This is a genomic window from Actinomadura keratinilytica (assembly GCF_039539665.1).
In the GTDB taxonomy this organism is placed as follows: Bacteria; Actinomycetota; Actinomycetes; order Streptosporangiales; family Streptosporangiaceae; genus Spirillospora; species Spirillospora keratinilytica.
Map to the genome: position 1 here is coordinate 1 of NZ_BAABDO010000011.1, position 19,370 is coordinate 19,370.

The 19,370-nt window shown below is 73.6% G+C and carries 14 protein-coding genes; 4 read left to right on the plus strand and 10 right to left on the minus strand.

Features of this window, described 5'->3' with window-relative positions; translation table 11 throughout:
- From ABD879_RS05920 to ABD879_RS05950, 7 genes are all read right to left on the minus strand, one after another.
- Positions 1-1,816 (minus strand): type IV secretion system protein (locus ABD879_RS05920; protein WP_345018197.1); only part of this gene is annotated, 1,816 nt, incomplete at its 3' end.
- Between the two features lie 182 nt (positions 1,817-1,998).
- The gene (locus ABD879_RS05925) at positions 1,999-4,500 is read right to left on the minus strand and encodes an ATP-binding protein (RefSeq protein ID WP_345018199.1); all 2,502 of its coding nucleotides are present in this window, start codon (positions 4,498-4,500) and stop codon (positions 1,999-2,001) included.
- Entirely contained in the window at positions 4,497-7,580 is a 3,084-nt protein-coding gene (locus tag ABD879_RS05930; RefSeq protein ID WP_345018201.1) for a TcpE family conjugal transfer membrane protein, read from the minus strand. Before ABD879_RS05930 ends, ABD879_RS05925 begins: the two co-directional genes overlap by 4 nt.
- Positions 7,581-7,669: 89 nt before the next feature.
- Complete coding sequence (locus tag ABD879_RS05935) at positions 7,670-7,954, minus strand: hypothetical protein (protein ID WP_345018203.1); 285 nt, start codon at positions 7,952-7,954, stop codon at positions 7,670-7,672.
- Positions 7,955-8,028: 74 nt separating this feature from the next.
- On the minus strand, positions 8,029-9,060 hold the full coding sequence (locus tag ABD879_RS05940; RefSeq protein ID WP_345018205.1) for a conjugal transfer protein: 1,032 nt from the start codon (positions 9,058-9,060) through the stop codon (positions 8,029-8,031).
- Between the two features lie 540 nt (positions 9,061-9,600).
- A complete protein-coding gene (gene ychF, locus ABD879_RS05945) occupies positions 9,601-10,692 on the minus strand; it encodes a redox-regulated ATPase YchF (RefSeq protein ID WP_345018208.1) in 1,092 nt (363 codons plus the stop codon).
- A gap of 78 nt (positions 10,693-10,770) precedes the next feature.
- Complete coding sequence (locus ABD879_RS05950; protein WP_345018210.1) at positions 10,771-11,778, minus strand: alpha/beta hydrolase; 1,008 nt, start codon at positions 11,776-11,778, stop codon at positions 10,771-10,773.
- Between the two features lie 155 nt (positions 11,779-11,933).
- Between ABD879_RS05950 and ABD879_RS05955 the strand changes: the two genes are divergently transcribed.
- Together ABD879_RS05955 and ABD879_RS05960 are read left to right on the plus strand one after the other, a co-directional pair.
- Entirely contained in the window at positions 11,934-13,313 is a 1,380-nt protein-coding gene (locus ABD879_RS05955) for a DNA recombination protein RmuC (RefSeq protein ID WP_345018212.1), read from the plus strand.
- A gap of 56 nt (positions 13,314-13,369) precedes the next feature.
- Complete coding sequence (locus tag ABD879_RS05960; RefSeq protein ID WP_345018214.1) at positions 13,370-13,933, plus strand: DUF6542 domain-containing protein; 564 nt, start codon at positions 13,370-13,372, stop codon at positions 13,931-13,933.
- Positions 13,934-13,999: 66 nt separating this feature from the next.
- Here ABD879_RS05960 and ABD879_RS05965 read toward each other — a convergent pair whose 3' ends face one another.
- Positions 14,000-14,959 (minus strand): 4-hydroxy-3-methylbut-2-enyl diphosphate reductase, encoded by a 960-nt coding sequence (locus ABD879_RS05965; protein ID WP_345018216.1) that lies wholly within the window; start codon positions 14,957-14,959, stop codon positions 14,000-14,002.
- 252 nt (positions 14,960-15,211) lie between these two features.
- Here ABD879_RS05965 and ABD879_RS05970 point away from each other — a divergent pair, with 252 nt between their 5' ends.
- Positions 15,212-16,135 (plus strand): DUF8129 domain-containing protein, encoded by a 924-nt coding sequence (locus ABD879_RS05970; protein WP_345018218.1) that lies wholly within the window; start codon positions 15,212-15,214, stop codon positions 16,133-16,135.
- A 74-nt stretch (positions 16,136-16,209) separates the two neighbouring features.
- On the opposite strand, the gene ABD879_RS05975 is transcribed toward ABD879_RS05970, so the two are convergent.
- A complete protein-coding gene (locus ABD879_RS05975) occupies positions 16,210-17,460 on the minus strand; it encodes an MFS transporter (protein ID WP_345018220.1) in 1,251 nt (416 codons plus the stop codon).
- Between the two features lie 10 nt (positions 17,461-17,470).
- A complete protein-coding gene (locus ABD879_RS05980) occupies positions 17,471-17,992 on the minus strand; it encodes a MarR family winged helix-turn-helix transcriptional regulator (protein ID WP_345018222.1) in 522 nt (173 codons plus the stop codon).
- A 123-nt stretch (positions 17,993-18,115) separates the two neighbouring features.
- Between ABD879_RS05980 and xseA the strand changes: the two genes are divergently transcribed.
- Positions 18,116-19,363: an exodeoxyribonuclease VII large subunit gene (gene xseA, locus ABD879_RS05985; protein WP_345018224.1), complete on the plus strand. Its 1,248-nt coding sequence runs from the start codon at positions 18,116-18,118 to the stop codon at positions 19,361-19,363.
- Positions 19,364-19,370: the final 7 nt, after the last annotated feature.

The window sequence follows — 19,370 nt, forward strand, 5'->3', positions numbered from 1 at the left end:
GCCGCGGCCGTCCGGCCGCCGCCGCGTTGCGCGGCTTGGCCGCCAGCACCGGCGCCGCGTCCGAGGAGGAGCCCTCGCCGTTCCCCGCCGCCGCACCGGCCGCGCCGCGCCGCTCGGAGGCCGTACCGGCGCCGACGGACGCGTCCGACAGCCCCGCCGTGTCGGCACCGGCCTCGTTCTTGCCGAGGCGGCCCAGCCGGTACCCGGCCGCACCCGGCACCACCGCGGTCGCCAGCGCCGTGGTGCTCTTGCGCGCCTCCGCCACCGACTTGTCGAGCTGCGCCTCGCTCTTCTCCCGCGCCCCCACGGCCGAGTAGCCGACCGCGGAGAACAGGTGCTGGAACGGCTTGCGGTAGACGAAAGCCGCGAACGTGACCAGCGCGATGAGCAGGATCTGCAGGCCCCACGGCAGCGTCTCGCCGAGGATCAGCCCGTACGCCCACAGCAGCAGCGACAGCACGCCGATCAGCGCGGCCTGCTTGAGCAGCATCGACAGCAGCAGCTCCAGCCAGCGCACCGCGATCACCCGGCCGATGCCCGGATGGATGCCGATGCCCAGGAAGATCGGCCCGGCCACCAGCAGCAGCAGGAACGCGATCTTCACCACGATCAACGCGATGGCGATGACCAGGATGAGCAGCCCCGCCACCAGTGCGGCGAACAGCCCGCCGAAGGCCACCGCGAGCCGGCTCTGCCAGTTCTTGCCCTGGAACAGCGGGTAGACGCCGGCGTGCTCGTCCTTGATGTTGTTGGCGACGTCCTTGTAGGTGTCGTACTTCTTCTCCAGGTCGAGCCGCTGCTGGCCGTATGTTTCGGGCATGTCGACCGCCTGCGCCCACAGCAGCTTGTCGGCGTTCTCCTTGACGATCTTGGCGTCGGGGTCGGCGGTGCCGAACTCGCCCATCAGCCACGGCTTGCACACCAGCGCCACCCACAGCCCGTTGGCGTTGCGGGTGGTGGCGTCCACCTTCGTCGTGGTCGCCGGGTCCGGCTTGCCGTCCGGCCGCGGGATGCAGGTGCTGCCGCGGGTGTCGCTCTGCGGCAGCGCGGCGTTGAACGCGGCGCTGGTCGCCTCCGACACCTTGGTGCCGAGCGTGGTGAAGTCCCCGGGACGGGCGATCAGCCAGATCAGCGCCACCATGGCCGCGACCATCCAGATCACGCCCTCGGTGACCCTGCTGGCGCGCTTGCGGACCAGCCCCCACCAGGCCAGCCACATCGCGCCCAGGATCACCACCCAGGACCAGTAGCGGGCGTTGAACGTCGTGCCGATGTCGCTGATGACGCCGTCGACGGTGTTCTTGAGCCAGCCCAGCAGCGAGTCGGACGCGGCGGCCTGGTACACGCTGATGGTGGTGCGGTCGATGACGCGCACCAGCGTGAACGTGGTGTTGGCCAGCCCGTTGCCCACCATGGCCATCGCGTCCGAGCAGCCCATGTCGACCGCGTACCAGAACTGGCCCGCCATCCCGTACCGGTCGTAGTAGGTCAGGTCCTCGACCGGGGTCTTGCGCAGCTTCTCGTCCGGGTAGCCGGGCGGCATGATCATCCCGTCGAGGCCCGACCCGTACTGCTCGGGCAGCGGGTTGTCGGCCGGACGGCAGGCGTCGCCCACGCTCGGCAGCGGGATCGACGCACCGGCGGGCGCCACCGGGCTGAGCAGGAACACCGCCAGCAGCGCCAGCAGCACCGCCGACCGGCGCCGCGCCGGACGCATGCGCCGCCGCCGCGCCCTCAGGACGGCCGGGTCGAGCCCTTCGGCCGGTGAACGCTGCACGCGCACGCGCGCCGGACGCCGCACCAGACGTCCGGCCATCCGACCTGTCACGGCACGCCGAACGCCGCCCTGCCCCACGGCTCGTCTCCCGCCCCGGCCGCCGACGGCCGCACCGCCGCCGGGCACACCACGCCTTGCCTTGCGACCAGCCAGGCCGCCGCCGCGCGCGGGGCGGGCCATCGTGCGGACGCGGCGTGCCGCGCCCGCCAACCGGGGACCCCTCATCGGCCGACCTCCTCGATGTCCGCCCCCGCCGCGGTGAGTTCCGCCCCCGGACGCGATCTGGTCGGGTTGGTGTCCAGCCAGCGCAGCAGCTCCTCGGAGATCAGGTCGATCCCGATGCGGCCCGCCCGTCCGTCCAGGTCGCGGAAGATGCACTCGCCGTTGCCCAGGTTGCGCAGCACGGCCCGGTGCTCGTCGGAGTTCTCCACCCCCAGCAGCGACATCACGTTCCCGACCTCCACCCGTTCGGTGGAGCGGAACGAGAACACCGACGACAAGCAGTTGGTCACCTGTTCGTTCAAGAGGTCTCCGGCGTTCTGCGACACCAGGATCAGGGCGGTGTTGCGGGACCGGCCCATCCGCGACACCTCGGGGACGAGCTTGGCGCCCTCGGGCGTGGAGGTGATGGCCCACGCCTCGTCCAGGAAGATCGCCTTGGGCAGCCGCCGGTCCAGGCCGTGCATCAGCCGCCGCGCGAACTGCGACACCAGGTACATCAGCGCCACCGACAGGCGCTGCTCGTAGGAGTAGTCGTCCCGCGAGATCGCCATGTCGGGCAGGGTCAGGCCGCTCAGCGTGAACACCGTCGTCCAGCCCTCGGAGTCGATGCGCTCCCCGCCGGACGGGTCGAAGCACAGCCGCGCCAGCCGCATCTCCGACATCGACCGCAGCACCGCGCCCAGGTTCTTGGACGCCGGGTCGTCGGCCTGCTCCAGGAAGTCGACGACCTTGCCGAGCGACGGCCGGTCGGCGTTGGCGACCGCGCCCACCGCCTGGATCATGGCCGACTCGCGCTCCTCGGACATGCGCGGCAGCAGCAGCCGCAGCGTCTCGGTCGCCATGGTCTTCTTGGCGGCCAGGTCGTCCCCGAACGAGAACGGGTCCAGCAGGCCGGGCGCCGCCGACCCCAGCGGCAGGATCCGCGCCTTGCGGCCGCGCGAGCGCAGCAGCTGCACCAGCGACTCGGCGTCGCCCTTGGGGTCGATCGCCGCGATCGTCACCCCGCGCAGCGCCATCTGGTAGAGCAGCAGCAGCGCCAGCGTGGTCTTGCCGCCGCCCGGCTCGCCGGTGATCGCGACCGCGGTGGGGCGGTTGCGGGCCGCGGCGACCAGCGGGTCGAAGTGCACGATGGACCTCGCCCGGCCGAGCGTCTCGCCGATGTAGGGGCCGACCCAGCCCTCGCCGTTGTCGTCGGGGCGGTCGCCGAGGTCGACGGTCGCGGTGGGCATGCCGCCCGCGATGGTGCGCAGCGGCTGGCGCTGCGCGTAGGCGTTCAGCCTGATCCGGTCGCCCGGCAGCGACTCGCAGAACAGCGAGAACTGGTCGCCGGTGGAGTTCACCACGTCGATGCCGATGTCGCGGTAGTGCTCGACGACCGCGTCGACCCGCTGCGCCAGCAGCTCCTCCGTCGGCGCCGACACGATCAGCCGGTGCCAGCCGTACACGAACGGCAGCCGCTCCTTGGTGATGCCGTGCTCCAGCATCCGCGCCGCGTCGATCTGCTCGGCCAGCGCGATCGGCGCCTCGGCGCCCGCCTCGCGGATGTGCTGGTCCATGTCGCGGGCGTGCGCCAGCTTGCGGGAGACGTCCTTGGACGCCTTGGCGGGCGGGATCAGCTTCATCCGCGAGCTGATCTCCACGGGGAACGGCAGCGCGTCGGCGTAGTGCAGCCACGGTTCGCCGTCGGGGAACGGCATCATGTCGGGGAACCGGGCGAACGACAGGTACGCCACATACGACTGGGCGGTGGCGCCCGGCCCCACCCCGCTCGTGTTGGGCTGCTCCACCCTCAGGTACGAGCGGCCGTTGTGGATGGCGCCTTCGACCAGCGCCTCGATCTCGCCCTTGCCCCAGGTGCGGCGCGGCACCGCCGAGGGCGGCGGGTCGGCCAGCGACGCGGTCACCGCGTGCTGGAACAGCCACGCCACCTCCGTGGAGGTGGCGTGCCTGGCGTACAGCGCCGACGACGACAGCGCCCGGCCGAGCCGCTCGGCCTGCTCGGTCCAGCGGGCGATCTCCTTGCCGTCGATGGCGTCGTCGTCGATGCCCAGCGCCTGCTCGCTGCGCTTGTAGAGGCCGAGCAGCTGCGCCAGCACCCCGCCCGACAGGTGCGCGCCCATGCCGCGCGGGCCGAGCCGCACGCCCAGGTAGACCTCCTTGGTCCAGAAGTCCTTGGCCCAGACGTGCGCGTAGGTCTCCTCCAGGTACTCGCGCCAGCCGGCTCCGCCGTCGGACGTGCGGTCCAGCGCCAGCGCCCAGTCCGCCGCCGGGTACGTGCGGTGCGCGATGCGCAGGTGGATCTCGGCGTCCTGCATCCGGATCCCGGCCAGCGCGATGGTGATGTTGGTGGCCAGCGCCTCGCGCTCCTCGGCGGTGGTGAACTCGTACGACACCGTCGGCAGCCGGAAGTACGCCCATGCCGCGCTGTCGGTGAGCAGTACCCGGTCGTCGAAGTACCGCACCGCCAGCCGGCTCGCCCGAGCCTTCGCTGCCCTGCTCATCGGGTGGCCTCCTGCTCCTGCTGCTGCGGCTCCTGGTAACGCTCGGGTACGAGGGCGAACCCGCCGGCGACCACGCCGGCGAGGGCGAGGTAGGCACGCCGCGTCGGGGCGCGCAGCGACCTCAGCTCGTTGCGCGGCGCGCGGTCCATGCTGAGATGATCGTCCCACGGGATGCGCACGAGCGCCCGGCAGCGCCCGCGGGCGACCGCCTCGGCCTGCTCGACGTCGCCCATGCTGCGGCGGCTCACCCCGTTGATCACCGTCACGGCGCGGGAGCGCAGCTCGGAGTAGCCGTGCCCGTCCAGCCACTCGAACGTCATCGCCACCGCGCGCGGCGCGTCGGCGCTGGCGGGCGCCACCAGCACCAGCTGGTCGGCGTACGGCAGCACCCGCGCCACCACCGCGGCGGCCGCGTCCAGCAGGGTCACCGAGTAGAACTTGTCGATGGTGCGGATCGCCAGGGCGTAGTCGCGGTCGTCCAGCGCCTGCAGCGGGTTCTTGCCCGCCGCGATCACGTCCAGCCCGGACTTGGCCTGCGAGGTGTAGCGGCGCATCGCGGTGAGGCTGGTGACCTGGTCGGCGCGGGTGATGAGCCCGGTGAGCGTCTCGTTGGTCTCGCTGCGGGTGCGGCGGGCCAGCGCGCCCGGCCCCGGGTTGATGTCGATCGCCACCACCGGTTCGCCGTTGTGCTGGGCGAAGGTGTGGCCGAGCATCAGCGCGGTGACGGTCTGCCCGGCGCCGCCGGTGCAGCCGAGCACCACGATGTGCCGGGTGCCCTGGAACGGCTGCTGGAGCCGCTGCTCGTACTCGGCGTCGACCTCGCCGTGCCCGCCGCCGACCGCCTGGAGCAGCCGCCGCAGCCCGCCCGTGGGCGCGGGCTGCTGCTCGGGGTCGGGGGGTGTGATGGCGGGCGCCTGCGCGGGCGGTTCCGGCAGCGGCATCGGCCGCGGACGGGGGCGCGGCTGCACGGGCGGCGGCCCCGTCCGGATGGGCGACGCGGGCCCCGACCGCACCTCGCGAGGCGGCTCGTGCGCCTCCGGTTCCGCCTGCGCCTGCTCGTCGGCCCGCGGTTGCGGCTCGGCATGCTCGTGCCGCGGCGCCGGCACGGGCGGCCACACGCGCGCGTCGGTGGTGGCCGGACGCAGCGGCCTGGGCGGCTGCTCCGTCTGGGGCCGCCCGGCGGTCTCGTCGCCGACCGGCTGCGAATGCTGCGCGGCGGGCCGCTGCGGCTGCGGCTCCCGAGGCTCCGGGGGCCGGGGCGGCTCGGGCTGCCCTCCGCTGCCGAAGGCCCCCGGCACCGTCGGGATCTCGGGCCTGGTCGGTTCGGGAGCGCTGGTGCCGTCCCCCTGCGGCGGCCGCACCGGGATGTCCGGCCGCGTCACCGGCGCGGGAGGCGTGGCACGCGGAATGTCGGGGCGTGTCGCGGCGGGCGCGGAACCGGGCGCGGCAGGGTCCTGCCGGGGGACGTCGGGACGGGTCGCCGGCGGTTCCTGCGCGGGCCGCTGCTCCTGGCCGCCGGGCTCCCCCGCCTGCCAGAACTCCGCCGATGCCCCGGGGCGCCGCGTGCCGGAGGCGAAGGCGCGCTTGCCGGACCCGGCCGCCGGGGCGTCCTCGGCGGGGGAGGCTTCAAGCGTCGGCGTGGCCGGGGGACGGTCGAGCTCGCCGGGCCGGTCCTCGGCGCCTGCCCGGGCGGCGGGCGCCGCCTGCGTGTCGTCCTCGTGCGCGATGCCGCGGGACCGGCGCCGCCACGGCTTGTACTTTCTGTTCTTCAGCGACTCCGGACCGGCGACGCGCACGTCGTTCTCGGTGCCGACCACGTAGGACCTGCGCGGCGCCGTCGCGGGCCGCTGCCGCTCGGTGTCCCGTTCGCGTGCGTGCTCGTCCGCCGCCGGCCGAGACGGTGCGTTCGGAGCGTCCGCGCCCTCGGCCGCCCCCGGCGATGGCACCTGTCCGTTCCCGGTGGCGGCCCGGGCCTGGTCCCGGTCGGCCTGCGCACCCGCCGACGTCTCCGCCCACGGCGCCGGGCCACGACGCGCCCCCTTGCCGGGCGCCCCGGCCTCGGACGAACGCCCGCCGTCACCTATGGCGCGGCCGGACGTGCCGGCTTCGGACTGCTGAACGGACGGCGCCTCAGGGCCCTCCGCCCGCGGCGACGAGGGGTGGCCTGCCTGCTCGGCGGGAGCACCGATTCGAGGCGAACGCCCGTCGTCTGCCGCGTGAGCGGGGACGGGGGCGTCGGCTTCGCCGGAGGGGGACGCGTTGGAGTCGTCCTGCCGTGCCCGGGGGGACGCCGTGCCGCCGACGGGTGCTTCGGGCCACGGCGACCTGCGCGGGGCGGTGGCGGCGGGCTGGGGGGCCTGGCCGTCCCCAGCGGACGCGCGGGCCCGGGGCGCGGTCGCATCCGCCGGGGCGGGGCGCGCCCACGGCGGGGTGTGGCGGTGCGGCGTGGCGGACAGCTCGCCCGAGTGGACGTGGCCGTCTTCGGCAGGCTGTACTGCGGCGGGGCCTGTCGCGGCCGCGGCGGGCCGGGAGCCGTTGGCGGCGGCCCGGCGCTGGGCGGAGTACTCGGCCAGGGGCTGCGGGGCCGAGGCCACGGCGGGGCTGGGGGCCAGAACGGGGACGGGGGCCTCCTCCACCGCCGCCCGGGCGCGGCGGGACCTGCGCCGCGACTTGATGGCGGCGCGTTCGGGGGCGGCGGCCGGGGCCGGGGCGCCTGCGCGGCGCCAGACGCGGGCCACGACGACGACCTCGCGCGGTTCGCGGATCGGGGTCAGCCGGCACCAGGTGCGCGGCTCGGCCAGGAAGCGCGCCTGCGACAGCAGCAGCTCGGTCAGCCGCTTGCCCTCGATGACCGGGCGGGTGGCCAGCCAGGTCAGCACCCCCGGCGGAACGATGTAGAGCACGTGCCACGGGGACTCGAAGGGGACGCCGACGAAACGCAGCAGTACGATCCACGGCACGAACACGCCGGCGAACACGCCGATCTGGACGAGCGGCAGAGGCATCGGGAGCCGCAGGTCGTACAGCTTGTACAACCGCTTCTCAATGCGCCATATGTTCGTGTACGTGGGTAGATCCACGCCCCAACTCCCCTAACTGTGCAAGCACAGTGCCGCCTGCGGCCCGCGCGGGGCCGTTCCGACCTCCCTCGGTGACCGCGGGGCCCTGCTCAGGTCAGATCGACCCCGAGGGCCTTGGCGATCGCTTTGGCCGTGGTCTCGATGATGTTCGGCACGTAGAAGACCACCCCGATCCCAATGGCCAGGACAATGAACTGCACAAAACGAGTGATTTCCCGGGTGAACAAGAAAAAAATCGCGACAATGCCCACGATGACGAGGAACAACGGGCCGAATATCTGGCGCAGCCAGTCCGCGAGCTGGTCGGTCCGCAGTTCGTCGTTGGGCGCCGCGACGACGTCAAGCGGAATCGACGCCATGATGTGCTGCAGCATCGACTGAAACTAACCTCCTGGTCGGGGGGTCCGGCGCGAGGTCGGGCCCCGGTGTGCTCTCACGTCGTGGCCTCTCATGATCCGCTCGTTGGGGTGGCGCCGCGGATGTCTCGCACGTACCAGGTGGACCCCTTCTTGATCATTTTCAGTTCGTAGGTCTGCTCCAGCTCGCCGCCCCCGCCGGAGGGGCCGGTGCCGGGCAGCTGCCAGGCGACGGTGGCGGTGACCGTCCGCTCGCCCGCCGGTCCGCGCGGCGCGATGATCTCGCGGACCTGGTAGAAGGTCACCGTGTTGGCGAGCCCGCCGATGGCCGCGCCGTCGGAGAAGCGCGACAGCGTCGCCTGGTTGCTGCTGGCGTACGCCGGGAAGAAGTTGCCGAGGACGGGCTGCAGCTCGGACTCCAGCGCGCTGTCGCGTTCGCGCACGCCCTGCTGCGGGAGTGCGGCCTTGCTCGGGGGCGGCAGCAGCGCGGGGCGGCCGGAGACGACCAGCGACGAGGCGTCGGCGGCGTAGACGGGCACGGCCAGCCGCAGCCACCTGTCCTCGCTGCGCGCCAGCACGGTGACGATGCCGTTGTGGTCGTCCTTGACGTCCACCCCGGCCACGTTGACCGACTGGACCTGCTGCTGCCCGACGCCGTTCCAGCCGAACTGCCCGTCGGACTCCTCGGGGAGGAACGCGCGCAGCTGCTCCTCGCGGGCCCCCGCGTTCTTCTGGTCGTAGTTGAGGTAGACGTTGGCGAACTGCAGTGCGAACGCGCCCGCCGCGCTGCTGGGGAACCGGGCGCCCTTCCCTGGGGCGGAGGTGCCGGACGAGCCGCTGTCGTCGGCGGTGAAGCGTTCGAACGGGGCGCGCACGCCGTTGACGACGATGACGATGATCAGCGCCCACAGGACGGCGCGGCCGACCCAGATCCACCAGCGGCCGCCGGAGCCGCTCCAGCGGCCTCCCCGGGTGCCGGAGCCGCCGCCGGAGCGCTTCCGGCGGCCGTCGCCCTCCGGCGCGTCCCACGGATCGACGGCCTGGCCGAGCGCGGCGCCTGCCGGCGCCGCCTCCTCGGCCACGGCGGTCTCACGGCCGTGTCCCACGGCCGACCTGCGAGCCATCCTGCCTCCGCTCGCGCCTCGCCCCGATCGGCGCGGTCGTTGCCTGTGCCTGGTCCTGCTCTGGTCCTGTCCTGGTGCGGCCTCGCCCGCCCGAGGGGCGGACGACACGGTTTCTGGACCCCACTACGGGCCCAGGGTAACCACGAGCGTCAATTGTTCCAGCGCATCGCGGCGAAGCACAGCCCCGGCACGCGGTTGTGGATAATGCAATCCACCTCAGTCGGAACGGGGAAGATTGCCAAACGGTGACGATCCCCTATCCATGGCGCCGAACAGTGCGCCGAACGCCCTTCGGGACGAGCACCCCGGCGCGGGAGGGTGCTTACCTACCAGGTCAGGCAGGGTTTCGGACGACCATTCCCAGAAAACCGACATTCCGCTATAAAACGGACAAGGCATCACGGTCGGCGGTACGCGGCCGCCGCCGCGCGGGCAAGGGCGATCGACCCGCCGGGCCACCCTCCGCGCGGCGGGGCGCCGAAGCGGTCCGCCGGCGGCGGGCTGCAGGTTGCGGTGCAACTCCCACACCGCGCCCGGCGGTCAGACGTTGAAGCGGAACTCGACCACGTCGCCGTCCTGCATGACGTAGTCCTTGCCCTCCATGCGGACCTTCCCGGCGTTGCGGGCGGCGGCCATGGAGCCCTCGGCGACCAGGTCGTCGAAGGAGACGATCTCGGCCTTGATGAAGCCGCGCTGGAAGTCGCTGTGGATGACCCCGGCCGCCTCGGGCGCGGTGGCGCCCTTGCGGATCGTCCAGGCGCGGGCCTCCTTGGGGCCGGCGGTCAGGTAGGTCTGCAGGCCGAGGGTGTCGAAGCCGATGCGCACCAGCTGCGACAGGCCGGACTCCTCCTGGCCCATCCCCTGCAGCAGCTCCAGCGCCTCCTCGTCGGGCAGCTCGATCAGCTCGGACTCGATCTTGGCGTCCAGGAAGATCGCCTCGGCCGGGGCGACCAGCTCGCTCAGCCGGGTGCGCAGGCCCTCGTCGCCGAGCTCCTCCTCGTCGAGGTTGAACACGTACAGGAAGGGCTTGGCGGTCAGCAGGTGCAGCTCGCGCAGCAGCGCCAGGTCGATCCCGGCCCCGGCGGCGCCCGCGAACAGCGTGACGCCCTCGTTCAGCACCTTCTGCGCGGCGGTGACCGCGTCGACGACCGCGAGCTTGTCCTTGTCCTTGCTGGTGCGCGCCTCCTTCTCCAGGCGCGGCAGGGCCCGCTCGATCGTCTGCAGGTCGGCCAGGACCAGCTCGGTGTTGATCGTCTCGATGTCGCGGGCGGGCGCCACCTCGCCGTCCACATGGGTGACGTCCGGGTCCTTGAACACCCGGATGATCTGGCAGATGGCGTTGGTCTCGCGGATGTTGGCCAGGAACTTGTTGCCCAGGCCCTGCCCCTCGGAGGCGCCCTTGACGAGCCCGGCGATGTCCACGAACTCCATGGTCGCCGGGACGATCCGCTGCGAGCCGAAGATCTCCGCCAGCCGGTTCAGCCGCGGGTCGGGCACCCCGACCACGCCGACGTTGGGCTCGATGGTCGCGAACGGGTAGTTGGCGGCCAGCGCCTCGTTCTTGGTCAGCGCGTTGAACAGGGTGGACTTGCCGACGTTGGGCAGGCCGACGATTCCGATGGAAAGGCTCACGACCCTCAAGTCTATGGGCCCGCAGACGCCGGACGGACGTCGGACGGACGCCGACCGGACCGCCGGCGGGAGGACGGCTCAGGCCTCCGCGGCCCGCAGGAACTCGGCGATGTGCCGGAAGGCCGCCCTGCCCTCGGGGACGAACCCGGCGAACAGCGGGAAGACGTGCGCCTGGCCGTCCCATTCCTGGTAGACGGCGTGCACCCCGGCCGCGCGCGCCCGCTCGGCCACGCCGCGGGCGTCGTCGCGCAGGATCTCCGAGCCGCTGGCCATGACCATCAGCGGCGGCAGGCCCGACAGGTCGCCGCGCAGCGGGGCGAACACGGGATCGTCGCCGTCTTTGCCGCGGCAGTACAGGCGGCCGAGCCGGGCGAGCTTGCCCGCGGGCAGGAGGTACTCGGTGCGGCGGTTGAGACGGTGCGAGTCGGCCTCGCAGCACAGGTCGACCCACGGGGACAGGCAGACCGCGGCCGCGGGCAGGGGTGTGCCCCGGCTCTTCAGCTCCAGCAGTAGCGCGAGGGTCAGGTGCCCACCGGCGGAGTCCCCGGCGACGACGACGTCCTGCGCCCGGTACCCGCGGCCCAGCAGGAAGTCGTAGGCGGTGAGCGCGTCCTCCAGGGCGTCGGCGGGGGTGTGGCGGGGCGCCAGCCGGTAGTCCAGTGCGAGCACGGGGCGTCCCGTGGCGGCCGACAGGCGCCAGCTGAACGGACGGTACAGGCGGGGGCTTCCGAAGAAGTACGCGCCGCCGTGCAGGTGGAGGACGACGCGCCGTTCGTCGGGCGTACCGGCGCGCACCCACTCGGCCGTGCAGGCCCCCAGGTCCTGCGGTGCCGTGGATACGCCGGGCGGGACGGCCTGCAATCGTGCGACGGCACCGACGACGCGCTGCATGCGCGTCAGACCTGCCGGGGAGTCGGGGGCGCACTGCCAGGCGGTCTTCACCGTGGCGCGCAGGAGCTGGTTGGCGATGCGGGCGCGCAGGGTGGGCGGGCCGCCCGGTTCCATCGCCAGCGTCCGGGCGACTCTGCGCTGCGCCGCCGTCGCCGCGGCGAGATGTAGCGGCCCTGGGCTGGTGCTGGTCGTCATCCTGTCGGTCTCCTCCATGGCGGCCACACCGGCGCCATCGGACGCTACCGTGCCCGCTTCACGGGTGTAAGTAGTCGCTGAGGTCATTTGTCCGGGGCGGTGTCGTCCGGCGCGTCGCTCCCGGCGGCGCCGGGCCGCGCTGTCACGATGAACGGATGGATCTCGCGCTGTTCGCCGGCCTGCTGCTGGGGGCCGCCCTCGGCGTGGTGGTCGGTTTCGCGCTCGCCACCGGCCGCCAGGCCGGGCTCATCGCCCGGGCCAGGGCGGCCGAGGAGAAGCTGGCCTACGCCGAGGAGCGGATGGCCGAGCGCTTCGAGAGCCTGTCGGCGCGTGCGCTCGACGCCAGCAACGAACGCTTCCTGGAACTGGCCGACGCGCGGCTGAAGGCGGCGGGGGCGGAGGCCGCGGGCGAGCTGGAACGCCGCAAGCAGGCGGTGGAGCACCTGGTGGCCCCCCTGCGCGAGACGCTGGCCAAGGTGGAGGAGCAGCTGCGCGAGGTCGAGACGGGCCGCCGCGAGTCGCACGCGATGCTGGCCAAGCAGGTCGACTTCGTCCGGCAGAGTTCCGAGCAGCTGCGCAACGAGACCCGGACGCTGGTGCGGGCGCTGCAACGTCCCGAGGCCCGGGGGCGGTGGGGCGAGCTGCAGCTGCGCCGTGTGGTGGAGCTCGCCGGGATGACGCACCACTGCGACTTCGACGAGCAGGCCGCCGCGTCCACGGTGGACGGGACGGTGCGCCCCGACATGGTGGTGCGGCTCGTGGGCGGCAAGAGCATCGTCGTGGACTCCAAGGTGTCCCTGGCCGCGTACCTGGAGGCGGCCGAGGCGGACGACCCCGCCGTCGAGCGCGCGCGCTTGGACGCGCACGCCCGTCACCTGCGCGACCACGTGGACCGGCTGGCCGCCAAGTCGTACTGGCAGGCGTTCAGCCCGGCCCCCGAGTTCGTCGTGCTGTTCATCCCGGGCGAGGCGTTCCTCGCTCCGGCGCTGGACCGCGACCCCGGCCTGCTGGAGTACGCGATGAGCCGCCGGGTGCACATCGCCACGCCGACCACCCTCATCACGATGCTGCGGACCGCCTCCTACGCCTGGCAGCAGGCGGCCCTGTCGCGCAACGCGCGCGCGGTGTTCGAGCTCGGCAAGGAGCTGTACGAGCGGCTCGGCACGATGGGGCGGCACGTGGACGAGCTGGGCCGCTCGCTGACGAACGCCGTCAGGTCCTACAACCGCACGGTCGGCTCGCTGGAGACCCGGGTGCTGGTCAGCGCGCGCCGCCTGAACGAGCTGGGGGTGGTGGAGGCGGCGCTGGACGGCCCCGAACCGGTGCAGGAGAGCCCGCGCGCACTGTCGGCCGCCGAGTTCCGCGACACCGGCGACGGCGCCGCGGGCGGGAGCACCGGGGGCGGGCACGGCGAGGCGGCCGACGGCGAGCCGGGCGCGGACGGGCGTTCCCGGCCGGGGCAGGCGACCGAACCGGTAGGTTTCGGCGGACGGGCCATCCCTGATCAGATTGATCGGCGAAAGAGGTGGCAATGAGTTCATCGACGGTACGCGACGCGTCGGAGGACGCCTCGCCTGCCCCGGGGAGAGCTGTGCGACGTGGAGGCCGGCGCGGGCGCGGCACCGCCGCACGCTCCCGCGCGGGCGGGCCGGGCGGCTCGCCGACCACGCTGACCGGGCGCGGCGGCATCGTGGTGATCTTCGCCGCCGGGCTGGTGGGCGCGTTGCTGTCGCGGTGGCTGGACTGGGAGCTGCTGGCGGGAGCGGGGTTCGTCGCCGGGTGCGTGCTGGCGGTCCTGACCACCCGTCCCGCCGACCTGCTGACGCTGGTGGTCAGCCCGCCGCTGGTGTTCCTGGCGGCGACCGTCCTGGCCGAGTTCCTGACCACCCTGGGGCAGGGGTCGCTGCTGCGCGGAGTGACGGTGGGCGTGCTGACGTCCCTGGCCACCACGGCGCCGTGGCTGTTCTTGGGGACGCTGCTGGTGCTGCTGCTGTCGCTGCCGCGCGGGCTGCCGGCCAACGTCCGGGAGCTGCGCGCCAAGCTGGCCCGCACGCGGCTGTTCGAGGAGGAGGAGAACGAGAACCCGGTCCGGTGGGACGAGTCGCCGGACTCCCCCCGCGACCGCCGCCGCCTCCACCACGGCGAGGTCGACTGAACCGCGCCCCGGCAGAGCCGCACCGCGCCCCGGGCCGAGCCGCGCGGGCCGCCCGGCGGCGGGCCGTCAGGCGGAGCGCAGGTCCTTGCGCAGCTCGTGCGGCAGAGCGAAGCGCATGCTCTCCTTGACGGACTCGATCTCCTCGACGTCGCCGTAGCCGCGTTCGGCCAGCCAGGCCAGCACGCCCTGCACCAGTTCCTCGGGGACGGAGGCGCCGCTGGTGACGCCGACGGTGGTGACGCCCTCCAGCCAGGCCGGGTCGATCTGCTCGGGGTAGTCGACCAGATGGGCGTCGTCGGCGCCGTGCTCCTTGGCGACCTCCACCAGCCGCTTGGAGTTGGACGAGTTCGCCGAGCCGACCACGATGACCAGCTGGGCGCGGGCCGCCATCTCCTTGACGGCGGTCTGGCGGTTCTGGGTGGCGTAGCAGATGTCGTCGGACGGCGGGTCCACGAGCTTCGGGAACCGCTCGCGCAGCTTCTCCACGGTGGCGACCGTCTCGTCCACCGACAGCGTGGTCTGCGACAGCCAGGCGACCTTCTCGGGGTCGCGGACCTGGACGCCTGCGACGTCGTCGGGGCCGTCCACCAGGTGGATGTGGTCGGGCGCCTCGCCGGTGGTGCCGATGACCTCCTCGTGGCCCTCGTGCCCGATCAGGAGGATGTCGTAGTCCTCCTTGGCGAACCGGACCGCCTCCTTGTGGACCTTGGTGACCAGCGGGCAGGTGGCGTCGATGGTGCGCAGGTTGCGGCTGCGCGCCTCGTCGTGCACGACGGGGGCGACGCCGTGCGCGGAGAAGATCACGATGGCGCCCTCGGGGACCTCCTCGGTCTCGTCCACGAAGATCGCGCCGCGTTCCTCCAGCGTCTTGACGACGTGCACGTTGTGGACGATCTGCTTGCGCACGTAGATGGGCGGCCCGTACTTGTCAAGGGCGATCTCGACCGTCTGCACGGCGCGGTCCACACCCGCGCAGTAACCGCGTGGCTTGGCGAGCAGGACCTTGCGCTGGCTGGTGGAGGTCATGGCCCTATCGTACGGGCCGCGTCACCGGTCCCGTACGGCCGACGGCGTCCCGCCCCCCGGGGGGGCGCGCCCCGGTGGGGGGAGGCTCTGGCGAAGCCGACTGGCTGTGACCCACTCCACGCGCTTGTTGGACGCGATTCCATTAACCCCGGGGTGACCGCTCTCGCGCCGATACGGCAGAGTGAAAGGTGACGAACGATGCGGTGGCCGACCGACCGAGCCAAGGATCCCGACAGCAGGGAGTGGATGACGATGACGAGATCGCCGCGCCGCCTCAAGGAGCGGGTCCGCGACACCGTCGGCGAGCAGGTTCGCGACCTCCCGCTGCACGCCGTCCGTCTGGCCATGTTCGGTGTGGGCCGGGCGCTGCTGCTGAGCGACCGGCTGACCAAGGACTACAAGGAGCTGACCGAGGGCGGCGGGGTTCGTCCGGTGCTGAGCCGGCTGGGCTCGGACGTGCGGCACACCGCCGAGAAGGTCGTCGGCCAAGTGGTGGAGCGCGTGCGCGGCGGCGAGGGCGCATCCGCGCCGTCCCCGGCGGCCGCGCGCGGCCGGACGGCCGGACGACCCGCCGGGCCCGGGCCTGCGGCCCGGCCGAAGCCTGCGGGCGGCACCGCGGGCGGCGAGATCTCCGTGGGCAAACCCGCGGCCACCAGGCCTCGGCCGGAACCCGCGCCCAAGCCGGCCCCGAAGCCCGAGGCCGCGGCCAAGCCCGCACCCGAGACCAAGCCGACCCCCGAAGCCAAGCCGGCCCCCGAGAGCAGGTCGGCATCTGAGGCCACGTCGGCCCCCGAGACCAAGCCGGCACCTGAGGCCGAGCCCGCTCCCGAGGCCGAGGTCAAGCCGGCGCCGGGGCCCGCCCCCGAACCGGAGCCCCGGGCCGAGCGCGAGCCCGAGCCCACGGCCGGCACCGAGGCCGGGTCGAAGAACGAGGCGCGGTTCGATCCGCGCCCCGAGTCGAAGCCCGCGGCGCAGGCCGAGGCCGAGAAGGTCGCCGAGGACCTGCCGGTGCCCAACTACGACGAGGCCACGCTGCCGCAGCTGCGCGCCCGGCTGCGCGGCCTGACGGTCGACCAGGTGAAGCTGCTGCGCGAGTACGAGAGCAAGCACGCGGCGCGCGCCGATGTGCTGCGCATGTACGAGCGCCGCATCGCCAAGCTCAACGGCCTCCACTGACCGGCGGCGGCTCACAAGCGGCATACAAACGGCCCCCGGGACGCGTCCCGGGGGCCGTCAGCGCGTCCAGGGGGCTAGGTGCGGCTGGGCAGCGGGTTCTCCTGGACGGCGTGGTCGTTGTCCACGCGCTCCAGGCCGCTCAGGTGGCGCCGGCGCAGGACGAGGATCAGCACGGCGATCAGGCAGCTGACCACGCCGACGTAGTACGGCAGGTCCGCGTTGATCTCTTCGCCGAGCCGTCCGGCCGCGTATGGGGCGATGGCGCCGCCGAGCCAGCGGACGAAGTTGTAGCCCGCCGAGGCGACCGGGCGGGGCGCGTCGGAGACCTCCATGGCGGCCTCGGTGAAGGCGGTGTTGTTCAGGCCGATGGGGATGCCGGACAGGATCGTGGAGATGATGATCCCGGTGCGGCCCGTCAGCGCCAGGCCGAGCTGGCACAGCACGAGCAGCCCGAGCGCCAGGTGCATCACTCGGACCGTTCCAATACGGCGCTGCAGGAACGGCGCGCCGAACACCGAGGCCAGCGCCACCATCACGCCCCAGCCGAAGAACACCAGGCCGATGCCGTGCGCGTCCATGCCCAGGACGAACGGGGTGAAGGCCAGGACGGTGAAGAACGCGTAGTTGTAGAACAGCGCGGTGAACGCGGCGGTCGCCAGGCCGCCGTGGGCGAGCGCGCGGATCGGGTCCGTCAGCCCGGTCCGCCGCTGCGGCGGGGGCGTCGGCCCGAGCAGCGCGGCGATCAGCAGGAAGCCCGCGGCCATCAGGGCGGCGGTGCCGAAGAACGGGTAGCGCCAGCTCATGTCGCCGAGCAGCGCGCCGAGCAGGGGGCCCATGGAGATGCCGAGGCCGAGCGCCGCCTCGTAGAGGATGATCGCCGACTCGGCGCCGCCGCTGGCCGCCCCGACGATCACCGCCAGGGCGGTGGCCACGAACAGCGCGTTGCCCAGCCCCCAGCCGGCGCGGAAGCCGATCAGCTGGCCCACCGTGTCGGAGGCGCCCGCCAGCGAGGCGAACACGACCACCAGCGCGAGCCCGGCCAGCAGCGTGCGGCGGCCGCCGATGCGGCTGGACACCCAGCCGGTGACCAGCATCGCCACCGCCGTGATCAGAAAGTAGCTGGTGAACAGCAGGGAGACCTGGCTGGGCGTGGCGTCCAGGCCCTCGGCGATGGCGGGCAGGATGGGGTCGACCAGGCCGATGCCCATGAAGGCGACGACGGCGGCGAAGGCGGTGGCCCAGACCGCCAGCGGCTGGCGCAGGATGCCGCCGCGCCGCGCCGCCTGCTCGGGGGCGGACGGGGCGCCGGGGGGCGTCGGGTGCATGAAGCTCCTTTCAGGGGACGGTGAGGAGCCGTTCCAGGGCGGGCAGCGCCGCGGCCACGGCCGCGCGGTCCTCGTCGCTGAGGGCGGCGAACCGCTCGGCCAGGAACGCCAGGCGGCGTTCCCGCCCGGCGTGCAGCAGGTCGGTGCCCGTCTCGGTGAGCCGGGCGGTGACGACGCGCGCGTCGGCGGCGTCCCGGCCCCGCGCGACCAGCCCGTCGCGTTCCAGTCGGTTGATCTGGGCGGTCATGGTCGGAAGCCGGACGCCGTGCTCGGCGGCGAGCTCGGTCATCCGGCGCGGCCCGGCCTCCAGCGAGCCCAGCACGGACAGCTGCTGGGCGGTGATGGGCTGGTCGGCGGACACCCGGCGCAGCAGCAGGACGACGTCGCGCATGCGCCGGTTGAACTGCTCGGCGAGCGCGCGGTCGGCGTCGGCGGGCCGCCGCTCCGGCGGCGCCTGCCCGGCCGGGGGCGGCACGGGCGCCGGGGCCGGACGGGACTGCGCGGAAGGGGGTACGTGGTCGGACGCTGCCACGGAAGGTCACCTCACGGAACAGATACTTAGGCAGTCTAACTTAGTTTGGCTAACTATTCGGGTGAGCCCGGTCACACCGGAGCGCCGGGCCGCGGTCCGGCGCGGGCGGCATAGGCTGCCTGCATGGCGATGGAGACCTCGGCGGAGTCGCCGGTGCCGGTCCGCACCGTCCTGCAGGCGGTCGGCGGCTGGATCGGGCGCCTGGGCCGCATCTGGGTCGAGGGGCAGATCACCGACCTGAACGCCCGCGGCGGCACGGTCTACCTGACGCTGCGCGACCCGGTGGCCAACATGTCGGTGCGGGTCGTGGGGCCGCGCGCGGTGTTCGAGGCGGCCGGTCCCGCGGTGGCCGACGGCGCCCGGGTGGTGCTGCACGCCAAGCCCGACTTCTGGCTCAACCGGGGGACGTTCTCGCTGGCGGCGCTGGAGGTGCGGCCGGTCGGCGTCGGCGAGCTGCTGGCCCGGCTGGAGCGGCTCAAGCGGGTGCTGGCGGCCGAGGGGCTGTTCCGGTCCGAGCGCAAGCGGCCGCTGCCGTTCCTGCCCGGCAGGGTCGGCCTGATCTGCGGGCGCGACTCCGACGCCGAGCACGACGTGCTGCGCAACGCCCGGCGGCGCTGGCCCGCCGTGGCGTTCCAGGTGGAGAACGTCGCCGTGCAGGGCTCGTACGCGGTCGGCGAGGTGATGGAGGCGCTGCGCAGGCTGGACGCCGACCCCGCGATCGACGTGATCGTCATCGCCCGCGGCGGCGGGTCCATGGAGGACCTGCTGCCGTTCTCCGACGAGGCGCTGGTGCGGGCGGTGGCGGCCTGCCGCACCCCCGTGGTCAGCGCCATCGGGCACGAGCAGGACACCCCGCTGCTGGACCTGGTGGCCGACGTGCGGGCCTCCACGCCCACCGACGCGGCCAAGAAGGTCGTCCCGGACGTGCGCGAGCAGCTGCAGTACGTGCGGCAGCTGCGCGACCGCGGCCGCCGCTGCCTGGCCGGGGCCGTGGAGCGGGAGCTGGCGTGGCTGAAGGCGATGCGGTCGCGGCCGGCGCTGGCCGACCCGGTCCGCGAGATCGAACGGCAGGACGAGCAGGTGCGCGCGCTGCGCGACCGGGCCCGCCGCTGCCTGACCGCGGCTCTGGACCGCGCCGGCGACGAGCTGACGCACACCCGGGCGCGGCTGGTCGCCCTCTCCCCCGCCGCCACGCTCCGCCGCGGGTACGCGATCGTGCAGCGCGAGGACGGCGCGGTGGTGCGGGAGGCCGGGGCGGTCGGCGCCGGCGAGCGGCTGCTGGTGCGGCTGGCCGACGGCCGCCTCGCGGTCACCGCCGCCGCCGGCGGCGACACCGGCGGCGGCCCCGGCGACGACTCCGCCGATGACTAAGGTTGAA